At 68.5% G+C, this 13,723-nt stretch carries 11 protein-coding genes; 7 read left to right on the top strand and 4 right to left on the bottom strand.

Going from position 1 to position 13,723, the window contains the following annotated elements; all coding sequences use genetic code 11:
- Window positions 1–57 precede the first annotated feature (57 nt).
- Both ACNKW1_RS08560 and ACNKW1_RS08555 read left to right on the top strand, forming a co-directional pair.
- Complete coding sequence (locus ACNKW1_RS08560) at window positions 58–870, top strand: formate/nitrite transporter family protein (RefSeq protein WP_418364164.1); 813 nt, start codon at window positions 58–60, stop codon at window positions 868–870.
- Window positions 871–937: 67 nt separating this feature from the next.
- Window positions 938–2,680, top strand: coding sequence for a protein kinase domain-containing protein (locus ACNKW1_RS08555; protein WP_418364163.1), 1,743 nt, complete (start codon window positions 938–940; stop codon window positions 2,678–2,680).
- Window positions 2,681–2,864: 184 nt separating this feature from the next.
- Here ACNKW1_RS08555 and ACNKW1_RS08550 read toward each other — a convergent pair whose 3' ends face one another.
- The 3 genes from ACNKW1_RS08550 to ACNKW1_RS08540 are packed head-to-tail and all read right to left on the bottom strand — an operon-like array spanning window position 2,865 to window position 7,924.
- Entirely contained in the window at window positions 2,865–4,007 is a 1,143-nt protein-coding gene (locus tag ACNKW1_RS08550; RefSeq protein WP_418364162.1) for an ABC transporter permease, read from the bottom strand.
- A gap of 15 nt (window positions 4,008–4,022) precedes the next feature.
- On the bottom strand, window positions 4,023–6,839 hold the full coding sequence (rbbA, locus tag ACNKW1_RS08545; protein ID WP_418364367.1) for a ribosome-associated ATPase/putative transporter RbbA: 2,817 nt from the start codon (window positions 6,837–6,839) through the stop codon (window positions 4,023–4,025).
- Between the two features lie 17 nt (window positions 6,840–6,856).
- On the bottom strand, window positions 6,857–7,924 hold the full coding sequence (locus ACNKW1_RS08540; protein ID WP_418364161.1) for an HlyD family secretion protein: 1,068 nt from the start codon (window positions 7,922–7,924) through the stop codon (window positions 6,857–6,859).
- 186 nt (window positions 7,925–8,110) lie between these two features.
- On the opposite strand from ACNKW1_RS08540, the gene ACNKW1_RS08535 reads away from it, so the two are divergent.
- Genes ACNKW1_RS08535 through ACNKW1_RS08515 form a run of 5 tightly spaced genes read left to right on the top strand, consistent with a single transcriptional unit; the run spans window position 8,111 to window position 12,779 of the window.
- Window positions 8,111–9,301 (top strand): MlaE family ABC transporter permease, encoded by a 1,191-nt coding sequence (locus ACNKW1_RS08535; RefSeq protein WP_418364160.1) that lies wholly within the window; start codon window positions 8,111–8,113, stop codon window positions 9,299–9,301.
- The gene (locus tag ACNKW1_RS08530) at window positions 9,298–10,134 is read left to right on the top strand and encodes an ABC transporter ATP-binding protein (RefSeq protein ID WP_418364366.1); all 837 of its coding nucleotides are present in this window, start codon (window positions 9,298–9,300) and stop codon (window positions 10,132–10,134) included. Before ACNKW1_RS08535 ends, ACNKW1_RS08530 begins: the two co-directional genes overlap by 4 nt.
- Before the next feature lies 1 nt (window position 10,135).
- Window positions 10,136–11,077 (top strand): MlaD family protein, encoded by a 942-nt coding sequence (locus tag ACNKW1_RS08525; protein WP_418364159.1) that lies wholly within the window; start codon window positions 10,136–10,138, stop codon window positions 11,075–11,077.
- Entirely contained in the window at window positions 11,074–11,751 is a 678-nt protein-coding gene (locus ACNKW1_RS08520; RefSeq protein ID WP_418364158.1) for an ABC-type transport auxiliary lipoprotein family protein, read from the top strand. The genes ACNKW1_RS08525 and ACNKW1_RS08520 overlap by 4 nt, the downstream gene beginning before the upstream one ends.
- On the top strand, window positions 11,748–12,779 hold the full coding sequence (locus ACNKW1_RS08515; RefSeq protein WP_418364157.1) for a 4Fe-4S binding protein: 1,032 nt from the start codon (window positions 11,748–11,750) through the stop codon (window positions 12,777–12,779). Before ACNKW1_RS08520 ends, ACNKW1_RS08515 begins: the two co-directional genes overlap by 4 nt.
- A 13-nt stretch (window positions 12,780–12,792) precedes the next feature.
- Here the strand turns inward: ACNKW1_RS08515 and ACNKW1_RS08510 are convergent, their stop codons facing one another.
- Window positions 12,793–13,683, bottom strand: coding sequence for an ADP-polyphosphate phosphotransferase (locus ACNKW1_RS08510; RefSeq protein WP_418364156.1), 891 nt, complete (start codon window positions 13,681–13,683; stop codon window positions 12,793–12,795).
- Window positions 13,684–13,723: the final 40 nt, after the last annotated feature.

The raw sequence follows: 13,723 nt of genomic DNA, 5'->3' as shown, positions 1-13,723 counted from the left end.
CCGTATCCCCAACCCCACACGCCTGCAGAACGACAACGCACACAGAGAGAAGAAATTATGGCCTACCTTGCTCCCTCCGAATTCGTCACCAAGATGGTCGACGCTGGTGAATCCAAGATCTGCATGGCGCCACGCGACGTCCTGATTCGCGCTTTCATGGCGGGCGCCATCCTCGCCCTGGCCGCGGTGTTCGCGGTCACCGCCACCGTGATGACCGGGCAGCCGCTGGTTGGCGCGATCCTGTTCCCGATCGGGTTCTGCATGCTCTATCTGCTCGGATTCGACCTGCTCACCGGCGTCTTCGTGCTCACCCCGCTGGCCTGGCTGGACAAGCGCCCCGGCGTCACGATCAAGGCGATCCTGAAGAACTGGGGCCTGGTCTTCGTCGGCAACTTCGCCGGTGCGCTGACCGTGGCCTTCATGATGGCCTTCGTGTTCACCTATGGCTTTTCGACCGAGCCCAACGAGATCGGCCAGAAGATCGGCCACATCGGCGAGGCGCGCACGCTCGGCTATGCGCAGTATGGACTCGCCGGCTGGCTCACCATCTTCATGCGCGGCATGTTGTGCAACTGGATGGTGTCGACCGGCGTGGTGGGCGCGATGATCTCGACCACGGTGAGCGGCAAGGTGATCGCGATGTGGATGCCGATCATGCTGTTCTTCGCGATGACCTTCGAGCACTCGGTGGTGAACATGTTCCTGTTCCCGTCCGGGCTGATGATGGGCGGCGAGTTCTCGATCATGGATTACCTGATCTGGAACGAGATTCCGGTGGTGCTCGGCAACCTCGTCGGCGGTCTCGCCTTCACCGGGCTCACGCTCTACACCACGCATGTGCGCACCGCGCCCAAGCGCAGCTTCAGCTGATCCGCTGCGTGGGCTGTCGAATCCTCCCCGGCGCGGCGAGGCGCCGGGGTTCCATCGTGGATCGAGCATGAGCACAGGACTCGCCGTTCGCGTCGGCCAGCATTCGACGGCCGGACGCAAGCAGCGCAACCAGGACTTTCACGGCGTCTGCATGCCGCAGGGCGCCGAGCTCGCCGCCAAGGGCATCGCGTTGGCGCTCGCCGATGGCATCAGCAGCAGCGACGTGAGCCTGGCCGCCGCCCAGGCCGCGGTGGATGCCTTCGTCACCGACTACTACTGCACGTCCGAGGCCTGGTCGGTGCGCACCGCCGCGCTGCACGTGCTCTCCGCCACCAACGCCTGGCTGCACGCACAGACGCGCCGCAGCGAACATCGCTTCGACCGCGAGCGCGGCTATGTATGCACCTTCAGCGGGCTGATCCTCAAGTCGACCACCGCGCACCTGTTCCACATTGGCGACGCGCGCATCCACCGCTTGCGCAATGGCCGAATCGAGCGGCTCACCGAGGATCATCGCGTGCGCGTGTCGGCCGAAGAGAGCTATCTCGCCCGCGCCCTCGGCATGGATCGTCGGGTGGATGCGGATTACCGCGTGCTCGCGCTCGAGCGGGGCGACCTCTTCATGCTCTCTACGGACGGTGTGCACGACTACATGGACATGGGCTTTGTCGCCAGCGCGATCGCCGCGGCTGAAGGGCTTGACGGCGCGGCGCGCACCATCGTGGACGAGGCCCTGCGCCGCGGCAGCCCCGACAACCTCACCGTGCAGCTGGTCGAGATCACGGCCCTGCCCGATGCGCAGGCGAGCGAGCTCGGCCGCCGGCTCGCGGAGCTGCCGCTCGCGCCGGCGCTGCAAGCCCGCATGCGGCTCGACGGCTATACCATCGTGCGCGAATTGCATGCCAGCGCCCGCAGCCATGTCCATCTGGCGGTGGACGACGAGAGTGGGGTGCGTGTGGCCATCAAGACGCCGTCCATCGAGCTGCAGCAGGACTCCGCCGCACTCGAGCGCTCCCTGCTCGAGGAGTGGATCGCGCGCCGGATCGACTCGCCTCACGTGCTACGCCCATGGCGGCCGGAGCGCCCGCGCAGCTGCCTCTATGTGGTCACCGAGTTCGTCGAAGGCCGCAGCCTGCGCCAGTGGATGACCGACCATCCGCGGCCCGCGCTCGATGCCGTGCGGGACATCGTGCGTCAGACTGCGCGTGGGCTGCAGGCCTTCCACCGCCAGGAGATGCTGCACCGCGACCTGCGCCCCGAGAACATCATCATCGACGCCTCGGGTACGGTGCGCATCATCGACTTCGGTGCGGTGAGCGTGGCCGGCATCGCGGAGTGCGCTGGCGCGGGCGAGGTCATGGCGATGGCCGGTGGCGTCCCCGGCGACAGCGCCTACGCCGCGCCCGAGTATTTCCTGGGCGAGCCGGGTTCGACGCGTTCCGACCTGTTCTCGCTCGCTGCGATTGCCTACGAGCTGCTCACCGGCCGGCTACCCTATGGCGTCGCGCTCGCGCAGGCGCGCACGCGCAAGGCGCAGCGCCGCCTGCGCTACCGTTCGGTGGTGGATGACGAGCGCGACATCCCGGCCTGGATCGACGACGCGCTCTCGCGTGCGCTCGATATCGACCCGGCACGGCGGCAAGCGGAGCTGTCGGAGTTCGTGCATGAGATTCATCATCCGGACGCCGAGCACCTGCGCCGCCTGCGACCCGCACTCATCGAGCGCGATCCGGCGAAGTTCTGGAAGGTTCTTGCGCTCGTCGCCCTGCTGCTCAACCTTGTGCTGCTGCAGCAGCTTTTCGGGCGCTGAAAAGAAAAAGCCCGGGCGTCTTGCGAGGCCCGGGCAAATCCACACCAAAGGAGGAGGGTGGAGGAGACAGGTGCGATGGTAGGGGAAAAGATGCTGCAGTGCAACAAAAAATAGTGCTTCATCCATAAACGAATTTTTGCCTCGGCTTGATGCTCGGCAGCAGATTGTGCTGCAGCCGATCGGCTCAACTCTGCATCGTTCCGAGCGTGTGACGCAGGCGACGATGCGCGAGCGCCAGGAACACGGCACCGATCGCCGCCACCATCGCAAATGATGGCCACACCACGTCCAGCCCGGCGCCCCGGAACAGGATGGACTGCGCGAGCGACACATAGTGGGTCGTCGGCGTCAGCGACATCAGGGCCTGGACCGTCTCGGGCATGCTCTCGCGCGGGGTCACGCCGCCGGAGAGGATCTGCAGGGGCAGCAATACGAGGATGGACATCAGCCCGAACTGCGGCATCGAGCGGGCGATCGTGCCCATGTAGATGCCGATCGAGGCAGCGGCAAACAGGTACAGCAAGGTGCCGGCGCCGAACAGCACCGCGGAGCCGGCCACGGTGATACCGAGCACGCCCTTGACCATCACCTGCAGCGAGAAGGACGAGGCCAGCAGCACCACCACGCCCATCGACCAGATCTTGGACAGCATCAGCTCGAGCGGGGTGACCGGCATCACCAGCAGATGCTCGATCGTGCCGTGCTCGCGCTCGCGGATCAGCGCCGCGCCGGTGAGCAGGATGCCGAGCATGGTGACGTTGTTGATGATGGCGTTGATCGCGGCGAACCAGCTCGCCTGCAGGTTGGGGTTGAACATTGCGCGCGGTACCAGCTCGACCGGCTGTGGCGCGGGCGCGCGCACGCGCTGGACGAAGGCGCGCACTTCATCGTTGAGGATGTTCTGGATGTAGCCGGTGCCGGTCTGCGCCTGGCTCTGGCGGGTGGCGTCGACGTTCAGCTGCAGCGCCGGGCTGCGGCCGGCGAGCACGTCGCGCTGGAAGTTGGGCGGGATGTCGAGTACGAAGGTGTGCAGGCCGGCGTCCATGCCGCGGTCCATGTCGGCCAGGCCGACGTGCTCGGGCGGGATGAACTGCGGCGGCTGCAGCGCGGCGACGATCCGTGCCGAGAGCTGCGAGCGGTCCTCGTCCACCACCGCGATCGAGGCCCGGTTCAGGCTCTCGGGCTTGGCGCGGGCGTCGGCGTAGATCGAGGCGCTGAACATGAACACGATCAGGAACATCATCGCGAGGTCGCGGGAGAGGCTGCGGAACTCCTTGACCCCGAGGTGCCAGGTGTTGCGCAGATGGGTGCTTGCGGTCGTGATCACTTGGCGTACCTTTGCTCACTTCGCCTGTTTCTTCAGCAGTGTCGCCGACAGCAGCGTGAGCACCGGGATTGCCAGCAGCAGCGGGATGAAGGCGCCGCCCAGTTCCGCGAAGCCGAGCGCCTTCGAGAAGGTGCCGCTGGCGATGGTGAGGAAGTGGGTGGTGGGATACATTGCGCCGATCCAGTAGCCACCGCCTTCGAGGGAGCTCACCGGGTCCATCAGCCCGGAGAACTGGATCGCCGGCAGCAGGGTGCCGATCGAGGTGCCGGCGAGCGCGGCGACCTGGCTGTTGGTCAACGTGGAGGCAAGCAGGCCCAGGCCGGTGGTGGCGGTGACGTAGAGTAGCGCGCCGGTCGCCAGCGCGAGGAAGCTGCCCTTGAACGGCACCTGGAACAGCGTTACCGCGAGCCCGAACATCAGCACGAAGTTGAACATCGACAGCGCGATGTAGGGCAGCTGCTTGCCGACCAGAAACTCGAGCTTGGTCACGGGTGTGGTGTACACGTTGAGGATGGAGCCGAGCTCCTTTTCACGCACCACGCCGAGCGCGGTGAGCATGGCGGGGATGAACACCAGCAGCAGCGGAATCACCTTCGGCACCATCGCCACCAGGCTCAGCAGCTCGGGGTTGTAGCGGTAGCGTGGCTCGACGCTGGCGAGCGCACGCACCGGGCCGGCGCCCGACTCGGCGATCACGTCGGCGAGCGTCTGCGCGTGCACGCCGGCGACGTAGGCGCGCGCGAGCTCGGCGCGCAGCGGCATCGAGCCGTCCAGCCACACCGCTACCTGCGGCGCCTTGCCACGGGCGAGGTCGCGGCCGAAGCCGGGTGGGATCTCGACCGCCATTGCCAGCGTGCCCGCACGCATGCGCGCATCGAGGTCGGCGTGGCTGGCGAGCGGTGGCTGCTCAAGGAAGTAGCGCGAGCCCGCGATGCGCAGCGTGTAGCGCTGGCTCGCCACGCTGCGGTCGTGGTCGAGCACTGCGTAGTGCAGGTCTTCCACGTCCATGGTGATCCCGTAGCCCATGACCAGCATCAGCACCAGGCTGCCGAGCAGCGCCAGCGTGAGCCGCACCGGGTCGCGGCGCAGCTCGGTGGCTTCACGCGCGGAAAAGCTCAGCAGGCGGGTTAGGCTGAAGCGGGCCAGGCGCTCGGCATGGCGCTCGGTCTCGCTCGGGGGGGATGTGTGCGGAAGCGGTGGGGTCGCGGCGGCTGTCGTCGCCGACTTGTGGGACGGCATGCCCGCGGGGGGCTGAGCGGTGGCTTCGCTGGCTTCCTCGAGGTAGGCGACGAAGGCATCCTCGAGCACGTCGGTGCCGCGTGCGGCCGCAAGCGCGGCCGGCGTGCCGCTGGCGAGGATGCGCCCGGCGTGCATCAGCGAGATGCGATCGCAGCGCTGGGCCTCGTTCATGAAGTGGGTGGTGATGAAGATGGTCACGCCGTCCTTGCGTGACAGGTCCGCGATCAGCGCCCAGAAGTGGTCGCGTGCCACCGGGTCCACCCCCGAGGTGGGTTCGTCCAGGATCAGCACATCGGGCCGGTGCAGCACCGCCACAGCGAGCTGCAGGCGCTGGCGGATGCCGAGCGGCAGCGCGTCGGGCTGCGTGTTCATCACCGGGTCGAGGTCGAAGCGGCGGGCGAGTTCGGCGATGCGCGCCTCGCCTGCGGCCTGGGGCAGGTCGAACAGGCGCGCATGCAGGTCGAGGTTCTGTCGCACCGAGAGCTCGCCGTACAGGGAAAAGCCCTGCGACATGTAGCCGACGCGGCGACGGGTGGCGATGTTGCGCGCGTCCAGCCGGCTGCCGAGCAGGCGCGCTTCGCCCGCACTGGGCTCAAGCAGGCCGGTGAGCATTTTCATCGTGGTGGATTTGCCGCAGCCGTTCGAGCCGAGGAAGCCGAAGATCTCGCCGCGCCGTACCTGCAGGCTGACGTCGTCGACCGCCACGAAGTCGCCGAAGCGCATTTGCAGGCCGCGAGCCTCGATGACGACCTCGCCCGCCACATGGGGCGGAATCGCCAGGCGCTGGTGGTCCCGGCGGCGCGCTTCCGGCAGCAGGGCGATGAAGGCCTCTTCGAGCGTGCCGGCGTTTCCGGCGGTACGCAGCGCATCGGGCGTACCGGTGGCGAGCACGCGGCCGGCGTCGACCGCCACCAGCCAGTCATAGCCCTCGGCCTCTTCCATGTAGGCGGTGGCGATCAGCACGCTCATGCCCGGGCGCTTGGCGCGGATGCGCTCGATCAGCGCCCAGAACTGGCGGCGCGACAGCGGATCGACGCCGGTGGTGGGTTCATCCAGGATCAGCAGATCGGGGTCGTGGATCAGTGCACAGCACAGTCCGAGCTTCTGCTTCATGCCGCCGGAGAGCTTGTTGGCGGGGCGGTCGGCGAAGGCGGCCATGCCGGTGGCAGCAAGCAACTCGTCGATGCGCTGCCTGCGCTCGGCCTCGGGCTGGCCGAACAGGCGGCCGAAGAAGTCGATGTTCTCGAACACCGACAGTGTGGGGTAGAGATTCTTGCCCAGCCCCTGCGGCATGTAGGCGATGCGCGGGCAGATGCGGGCGCGGTGGCGGGCATCCTTCATGTCGCCGCCCAGCACCTCCACCGTGCCCTGCTGGATTTGGCGTGCGCCGGCGATCAGCGCCAGCCAGGTGGACTTGCCCACGCCGTCCGGGCCGATGAAGCCGACCATGCGCCCGGCAGGGAGGTCGAGCGTCACACCGTCTGCGGCCGCGGTGGCGCCGTAGTGGTGGCGCACGTCCACCAGGCGCGCTACCGGGGGCGCGGCGTGCGCGGGTGCGGATGGGGTTTGGGGCGGTGCAGGCCTGCAGCTCATGTCGCCGCAGTGTGAGGTCACGGCAACCTCACCTGCAGTTCGGGCGGCCACTCGCGCTGCGGGTTCAGGCGCACGTGGGCCATGCCGGGCAGCCCGGTCTTGACCTGTTCGGGGTAGCGGGCGAGCAGCGCGGGGTCGACCCGGGCCTTGACCCGGAACACCATCTTCTGGCGCTCGCTCTGTGTTTCGACCGTCTTGGGGGTGAACTGGGCAACACTGGCGACGTAGGACACGTTCGCCGGAATCACCAGATCCTGCGCGGCATCCAGCACGATGCGCACCTCGCTGCCAAGCGCCACCCGCCCGGCGGCCCTCTCGGGCAGGAAGAAGGTCATGTACACGTCGCCGACATCGATCAGGCTCACCACCTTGCCGCCACCGCCGATCACTTCGCCCGGCTGTACCACCCGATACTGCACGCGGCCGCTGCGCGGGGCGCGCAGTTCGCCATCGGCGATCTCGGTCTGCAGGCGGGCGACCACCGCCTCGGCGGCATGGATCGCGGCCTCGGCCTGCTGGACCTGAGCCTCGGCAGCGCGCACACCGGCACGGGCGGCGTTGATCTGCGCCTGCGCGACGCTGATGTTGGCCTCGGCGGTGCGTGCGCGGGCGGCGTCGTCCTCGACCTTCTGCGCCGAGGTGGCGCGGTCGGCGAGCAGGGCGCGCGAGCGGGCCGCCGTGCTGCGGGCCAGGTCCCGCTCGGCGTGTCGCTGGATCAGCACCGCCTCGGCCATGGCCACGTCGGCCTGCCGCTGGGCTACCAGCGCCCGCGCGGTTTCCCGTGCGCTCGCCGCGTTGGCCACCTCGGCCCGCGCCTGCGCAAGCTGCGCCTGCAGCGACCGTACGTCCATGCGGGCGACCACATCGTCGCGGGTGACGAAGTCGCCCTCGTTCACCAGGATCTCGTCCACCCGGCCCGGCCCCTTCGCGGCGACATCGACCTCGGTGGCCTCGATGCGGCCGTTGCCACGAACGAAGCTGCCGTCGTCGGGAGCGGGGCGGAGGAATTGCCAGGCCGCGGAGGCGGCGATGGCGAGCACGCCGGTGCCAATCCAGGCGAGCCGGCGGTTTCCTGCGTGGGTCATGATGGAGCCTCGTCTCGCACCAGCGTCTGTGGGCGCAGGTGCGCTTGTTGCGTTGCGACAATTTCACGCCCGGAGCGTGACCGAAGTCAAGCTTTGGCCCGGATCGGGCGGGCACGGGGAACTGGGCACGGGGCGCGGCACGAGCGCTGATGTACCATGCCAGCCTTGTCTCACGAATCACGTTGCATGTCGACATTCTCCGCACCATCCACCGTTTCCCGGCCTGAGAATGCGCCTGGCGATGCCGAACTCCATGAGGAGGGCTACGCGGCCGTGCTGCGCCTGCGCGGGCAGTGGACCCTGGCGCATCACGCCCGCCTGGAGCGCTGCATTGCAGCGTTGCGGGGGCGCGTGGACGCCATGGCGGCCGGTGGTGCGCTGGAGGTGGACCCGGGTAGCCTGGAGGCGCTCGACACGGCGGGGGCGCGGCTGTTGTGCGGGTTGCTCGGTGCCGCGCACATCGCGCGCTTGCTTGAGGATGCGTCGCCCTTGCCGCGCGAGCGGCGTGCCCTGCTGCGGGCCGTTGCCGAGGCGATGCAAGGCAGCGCGGAGGCGACCGCGGCTGAGGGGGGGTATGCGCTCGGCGACGTGCTGGCCCACATCGGCCAGACCATGGGGGTGTTCTGGCGGCACCTCACCGGGCTCACCGGCTTCATTGGTCTCATCCTTGCGACCGTGCTGCGTGTGGCCGTGCAGCCGCGGCGCTGGCGCATGACGGCGCTGGTCGCCAACCTCGAGCGCACCGGGCTGGATGCGGTGCCGATCATTGCCCTGCTGACCTTTCTGGTCGGTGCGGTGGTCGCCTTCCTCGGGGCGACCGTGCTCGCCAGCTTCGGCGCCAGCATCTTCACCGTCGACCTGGTGGCCTATTCCTTTCTGCGCGAGTTTGGCGTGCTGCTGGCCGCGATCATCGTCGCCGGCCGCACGGCGAGCTCCTTCACCGCGCAGATCGGCTCGATGCGGGCGAACGAGGAGATCGACGCGATCCGCGTGCTCGGCCTCGACCCGGTCGAGTTGCTGGTGCTGCCGCGCGTCTATGCGCTGCTGATCGCGCTCCCCATCCTCACCTTCGTGGCGATGGTCTCGGGCATCATCGGCGGCATGCTGGTGTCGGCGACGACGCTGGACATCTCGCCGGTGCTGTTCCTTTCGCGCATCGAGGACAACGTCGGCCTCATCCATTTCTGGGTGGGCATGGCCAAGGCGCCGGTGTTCGCGTTCCTGATCGCGGTGATCGGCTGCCTGGAGGGCTTCCGCGTGCAGGGCAGCGCGCAGTCGGTGGGCGAGCACACGACCTCCGCGGTGGTGCAGTCGATCTTCGTGGTGATCGTGGTCGATGCGATCGCCGCACTGTTCTGCATGGAGATGGGGTGGTGACGGCGGGGCGGGTGAGTGCCGCATCCGATCGGCGCGACAACGTCATCGAGGTGCGCGGCGTGCGCAACCAGTTCGGCGCCCAGGTGGTGCACGACCAACTCGACCTCGATGTGCGCCGTGGCGAGATCCTCAGCGTGGTGGGTGGGTCGGGCACCGGAAAGTCGGTGCTGCTGCGCACCATCGTCGGCCTCAACCGGCCGCGTGCGGGCCAGGTGAAGGTGTTCGGCGAGGATCTGCTGGGCCTGCCCGACGCCCGCCGCAAGGCGGTGGAGCGGCGCTTCGGCGTGCTGTTTCAGAAGGGGGCGCTGTTTTCTTCCCTGACCGTGGCCGAGAACGTGGCGCTACCGCTGATCGAGCATGCCGGCCTGTCGAAGCGCGAGGCAGCGGCGTTGGCAGCGCTCAAGATTGCGCTCGCCGGGCTGCCGGCGATCGCTGGCGACAAGTTTCCATCGGACCTGTCGGGCGGCATGGTCAAGCGTGCGGCGCTGGCGCGCGCGCTCGCACTCGATCCCGACATCCTCTTCCTCGACGAGCCCACCGCCGGTCTCGATCCGATCGGCGCGGCGGCCTTCGATCAGCTCATCCTGACCCTGCGCGACGCGCTCGGGCTCACGGTGTTCATTGTCACCCACGACCTCGACACCATCTATACCATCACCGACCGCGTCGCCGTGCTCGCGCAGAAGAAGGTGCTGGTCAATGCCGGCCTGGACGAAGTCGCTGACACCGACGACGCCTGGATCCGCGATTACTTCCACGGCCCGCGCGGCCGCGCCGCAGCCACTGCGGTGGCCGCCGCGCAGACCGCACCCGCTGCAACGGAGAACCACTGACATGGAAACCCGCGCCCATCACGTGCTGATCGGCCTCTTCACCGTGCTCGTCGTCGGCGCTGCATTGTTGTTCACGCTATGGCTGGGCAAGAGCGATGCAGACCGCCAGTTCGAAACGTACGACATCGTGTTCCAGGAGGCGGTATCGGGCTTGTCCAAGGGGGGTACGGTGGAGTTCAACGGCATCCGCATCGGGGACGTCGTCAGCCTGCGCCTGGACCCGGACGACGCGCGCCGCGTGATTGCCCGTGTGCGTGTCGATGCCACTGCGCCGGTGCGCACGGACACCGAGGCCCGGCTGGTGCCGGCCGGCATCACCGGGCTGACGATGATCCGGCTCACCAGCGGCGATGATCCGGGCAGCGCGCCGCTACGCACAGAGGACGACATGGTGCCGCGCATCGTGGCCGTGCCTTCAGCCTTCGGGCGCCTGCTCGCCGACGGCGAGGATGCAGTCACCAACGTCAACGAGTTGCTGGTGCAGGCACGCGCGCTGTTCTCGGCCGAGAACGTGGCCGCCATCGGCCGCACCCTCGACAACCTCGAGCAGACCACCGCCGCCCTGGCTGCGCAGCGCGATGACGTCAATGCGGTACTCAAGCAGGTCACCCAGGCCAGCGCACAGGCCAGCACCGCGCTGGCCGAAGCCACACGGGTGCTCGGCACCGCCAACCGTCTGGTCGAGCAGCAGGGTACCCAGACGCTGGACAGCGCGCGCGACGCGATGCGCGCCTTCGAGCGTGCGATGGGCTCGGTCGAGGGCCTGATCGCCGATAACCGCGCATCGCTCGACGGCGGTCTGCGCGGCCTGGCCGAGATCGGACCGGCGGTGGCCGAGTTGCGCACCACGCTCGCCTCGCTGCGTGCGATCACCCGCCAGCTCGAGGACCGCCCCGCCGACTACCTGCTCGGCCTCGAACCGACCAAGGAGTTCACGCCATGAGAATCCCGCAATCCGCTCCGGGGCTGCGCCGCCGGAGCCGCGTGCGCGCTGCCGCGCCAGGCGCGGCCGCCCGCTGGCTGGCGATCGGCGCCGCGCTGCTGCTGCTGCAGGCTTGCACCATCCTGCCCAAGGCCGAGCCGCTCGACGTTTATCTGCTGCCGTCTGCCGCTCCTGTGCCCGCGTCCGCCGCGCAGGCGGTGCCGTGGTCGCTGCGCATCACGCGCCCGGCCGCGGGCGTGCATCTGTCCGGGCAGCGCATCGTCGTCGTACCCGAGGGCAGCCGCGTCAGCGTTTACAAGGGGGCGGGCTGGAGCGACCCGGCGCCGGTGCTGCTGCGCAACCGCCTGCTCGACGCCTTCCGTAGCGACGGCCGGGTTGCCGCGCTGAGTACCGACGACAAGCAGCTGCAGGCCGACTTCGAGCTCGACAGCGAATTGCGTGCCTTCCAGAGCGAGTACCGCGACGGCCGCCCCGAGGTGGTGGTGCGCCTCGATGCGCGCCTGGTCGATACCGGCTCCCGCCGCATCGTCGCGAGCCGCAGTTTCGAGTTGGGCATGGCGGCGTCCGGCCCTGCGGTGCCGGCCGTGGTGCAGGCCTTTGGCGCCGCGAGCGATCGTCTGGCGGCGGAGGTCCTTGACTGGGCCATGCAGGCGCTTGTGGCCGCGCCCCGATGAGCGGGGATCTCCCTCGTCGCGTGATTCCGATCGCCCTCGCGCCGCTGCCCGCTGCGCGCCGGCTGCAGTGGCGCCGCCGCCTGTTCCAGGGCGGCTTCTACCTGCTGTTCGTTTTCGCGCCGGTGTTCGACCTGTTCCGCTTCGATCTTCAGGCGGACCATGCTTGGCTGCTCGGCTTCGAGTGGCGCCTGGGGCTGGACGACTTCCTCGCCAAGCGCGCCACCACGCTGGAGGCGGGCGGCAACCTGCTGCTGCGGCTGTTCCTGCCGGTGTTCGGCGTCGCCGCGGTGGTGCTTTGGGTGGCGTGGAAATGGGGGCGACTGTTCTGCGGCTGGCTGTGTCCGCATTTCTCCGTCGTCGAGTTCCTCAACGAGCTGTTCATCCGTGCGAGCGGCAAGCCCACGCTGTGGGAGAAGTCGCCGCTGCCCGCGTTGCGACCCGATGGCACCCGCCTGCGCCGCGACCCGCGCTGGTGGCTGCTGGTGGCACCGGCGGGCGTGCTGCTCGCGTTCTCGTGGGCGGTGGTGCTGCTCACCTACGTGCTGCCGCCTGCGGAGATCTACGGCAACCTGCTCGCGCTCGAGTTCACGCGCATCCAGACGATCTTCCTCGTTCTCATCACCGCGGTGCTGAGCCTGGACTTCCTGTTCGCGCGCCATCTGTTCTGCCGCTATATGTGCTCGGTGGGCGTGTTCCAGAGCCTGATCTGGATGAAGAACCGCGACGCGATGGTGGTCGGCTTCGACCGCTCGCGGGCGAGCGCCTGCAGCACCTGCCTGCCCGAGCGCGAGTCGGCGTGCAACGCGGCGTGTCCGATGCGGCTGAAGCCGCGCAGCATCAAGCGCCACATGTTCACCTGCACGCAGTGTGCGTTGTGCCTCGAGGCCTGTGCCGAGACTCAGCAGCACAACCCGGACGGCCCGCTGCTGAGCTGGGTGAGTGGCGAGGCCGCGCGGCAGAACGAGGCGGGCTTCAGCGCCCTGCAGGACCGCCGGACACCCTCGAGCGGCGAGGCGCGGCAGGGCTGAAGGCCCCACCGGATCAGACCTCGCCCGCTTCCAGCTGGCGGCGGATCTCGCGCAGCCTTTCGCGCCGTGCGTCGCTGGTCTCCGGGTAGCGCATGTCCAGCCCGGCCAGGGTGTCGACCAGGATCTGCGACACGATCAGGCGGGCGTTCTTCTTGTCGTCGGCGGGCACCACGTACCACGGGCAGTCGGCGGTGCTTGTGGCGGCGAGGCAGTCGGCGTAGGCGGCCATGTACTTGTCCCAGTGCTGGCGCTGCTCGATGTCGCCCTCGTCGAACTTCCAGTTCTTGTCTTCCTCGTCGATGCGCGCGATCAGGCGGTCGCGCTGCTCGTCCTTGGAAAGGTGCAGGAAGATCTTGACGATGCGGGTGCCGTTGCGGTGCAGGTGGGCCTCGGCGTCTGCGATCGAGCGCAGGCGATCGCCCCAGAAGTCCTTTGCTGCCAGGGTCTCGTCGGGCAGCTTCTGCCCCTGCAGGATCTCGGGCAGCACGCGCACGATCAGCACCTCTTCGTAGTACGAGCGGTTGAAGATGCCGATGCGCCCGCGCTCGGCCAGCGCGAGGTGGGTGCGCCACAGGAAGTCGTGGTCGAGTTCGGTGGCGCTCGGGTGCTTGAAGCTGAACACCTGGCAGCCCTGCGGATTGACGCCCGACATGACGTGGCGGATGGCGCCGTCCTTGCCCGCAGCGTCCATTGCCTGGAAGATCACCAGCAGCGAGTAGCGGTCATGGGCGTAGAGCATTTCCTGCAACTCGGCCAGACGCTCGGTGCCGGCCTCGAGCATGTCCTTGTAGTCGCTCTTCGAGCCGTAGAACGGGGGGGCTTGCGTCGACCAGTCGGCAAGATCCACCTTTTTGCCGCCCTGAACGCGGTATTCGGCGATGTCGATTGTCTTGTGCTTGCTCATGGGGACTCCGGTTGAATGCAGAGGTTTAACGGCCTGCATG

Source organism: Thauera sp. WH-2 (genome assembly GCF_048321015.1).
GTDB lineage: Bacteria > Pseudomonadota > Gammaproteobacteria > Burkholderiales > Rhodocyclaceae > Thauera.
Note: the sequence above shows the minus strand (reverse complement) of the source record. Positions and strands in the feature narration are given on the sequence as shown.

What these genes read in the sequence shown, in the direction of transcription:
- ACNKW1_RS08560 (WP_418364164.1), top strand. Translation starts at nt 58, where the DNA reads ATGGCCTACCTTGCTCCCTCCGAATTCGTCACCAAGATGGTCGACGCT.
- ACNKW1_RS08555 (WP_418364163.1), top strand. Translation starts at nt 938, where the DNA reads ATGAGCACAGGACTCGCCGTTCGCGTCGGCCAGCATTCGACGGCCGGA.
- rbbA (WP_418364367.1), bottom strand. Translation starts at nt 6,839, where the DNA reads ATGAGCTGCAGGCCTGCACCGCCCCAAACCCCATCCGCACCCGCGCAC.
- ACNKW1_RS08540 (WP_418364161.1), bottom strand. Translation starts at nt 7,924, where the DNA reads ATGACCCACGCAGGAAACCGCCGGCTCGCCTGGATTGGCACCGGCGTG.
- ACNKW1_RS08535 (WP_418364160.1), top strand. Translation starts at nt 8,111, where the DNA reads ATGTCGACATTCTCCGCACCATCCACCGTTTCCCGGCCTGAGAATGCG.
- ACNKW1_RS08525 (WP_418364159.1), top strand. Translation starts at nt 10,136, where the DNA reads ATGGAAACCCGCGCCCATCACGTGCTGATCGGCCTCTTCACCGTGCTC.
- ACNKW1_RS08520 (WP_418364158.1), top strand. Translation starts at nt 11,074, where the DNA reads ATGAGAATCCCGCAATCCGCTCCGGGGCTGCGCCGCCGGAGCCGCGTG.
- ACNKW1_RS08515 (WP_418364157.1), top strand. Translation starts at nt 11,748, where the DNA reads ATGAGCGGGGATCTCCCTCGTCGCGTGATTCCGATCGCCCTCGCGCCG.
- ACNKW1_RS08510 (WP_418364156.1), bottom strand. Translation starts at nt 13,683, where the DNA reads ATGAGCAAGCACAAGACAATCGACATCGCCGAATACCGCGTTCAGGGC.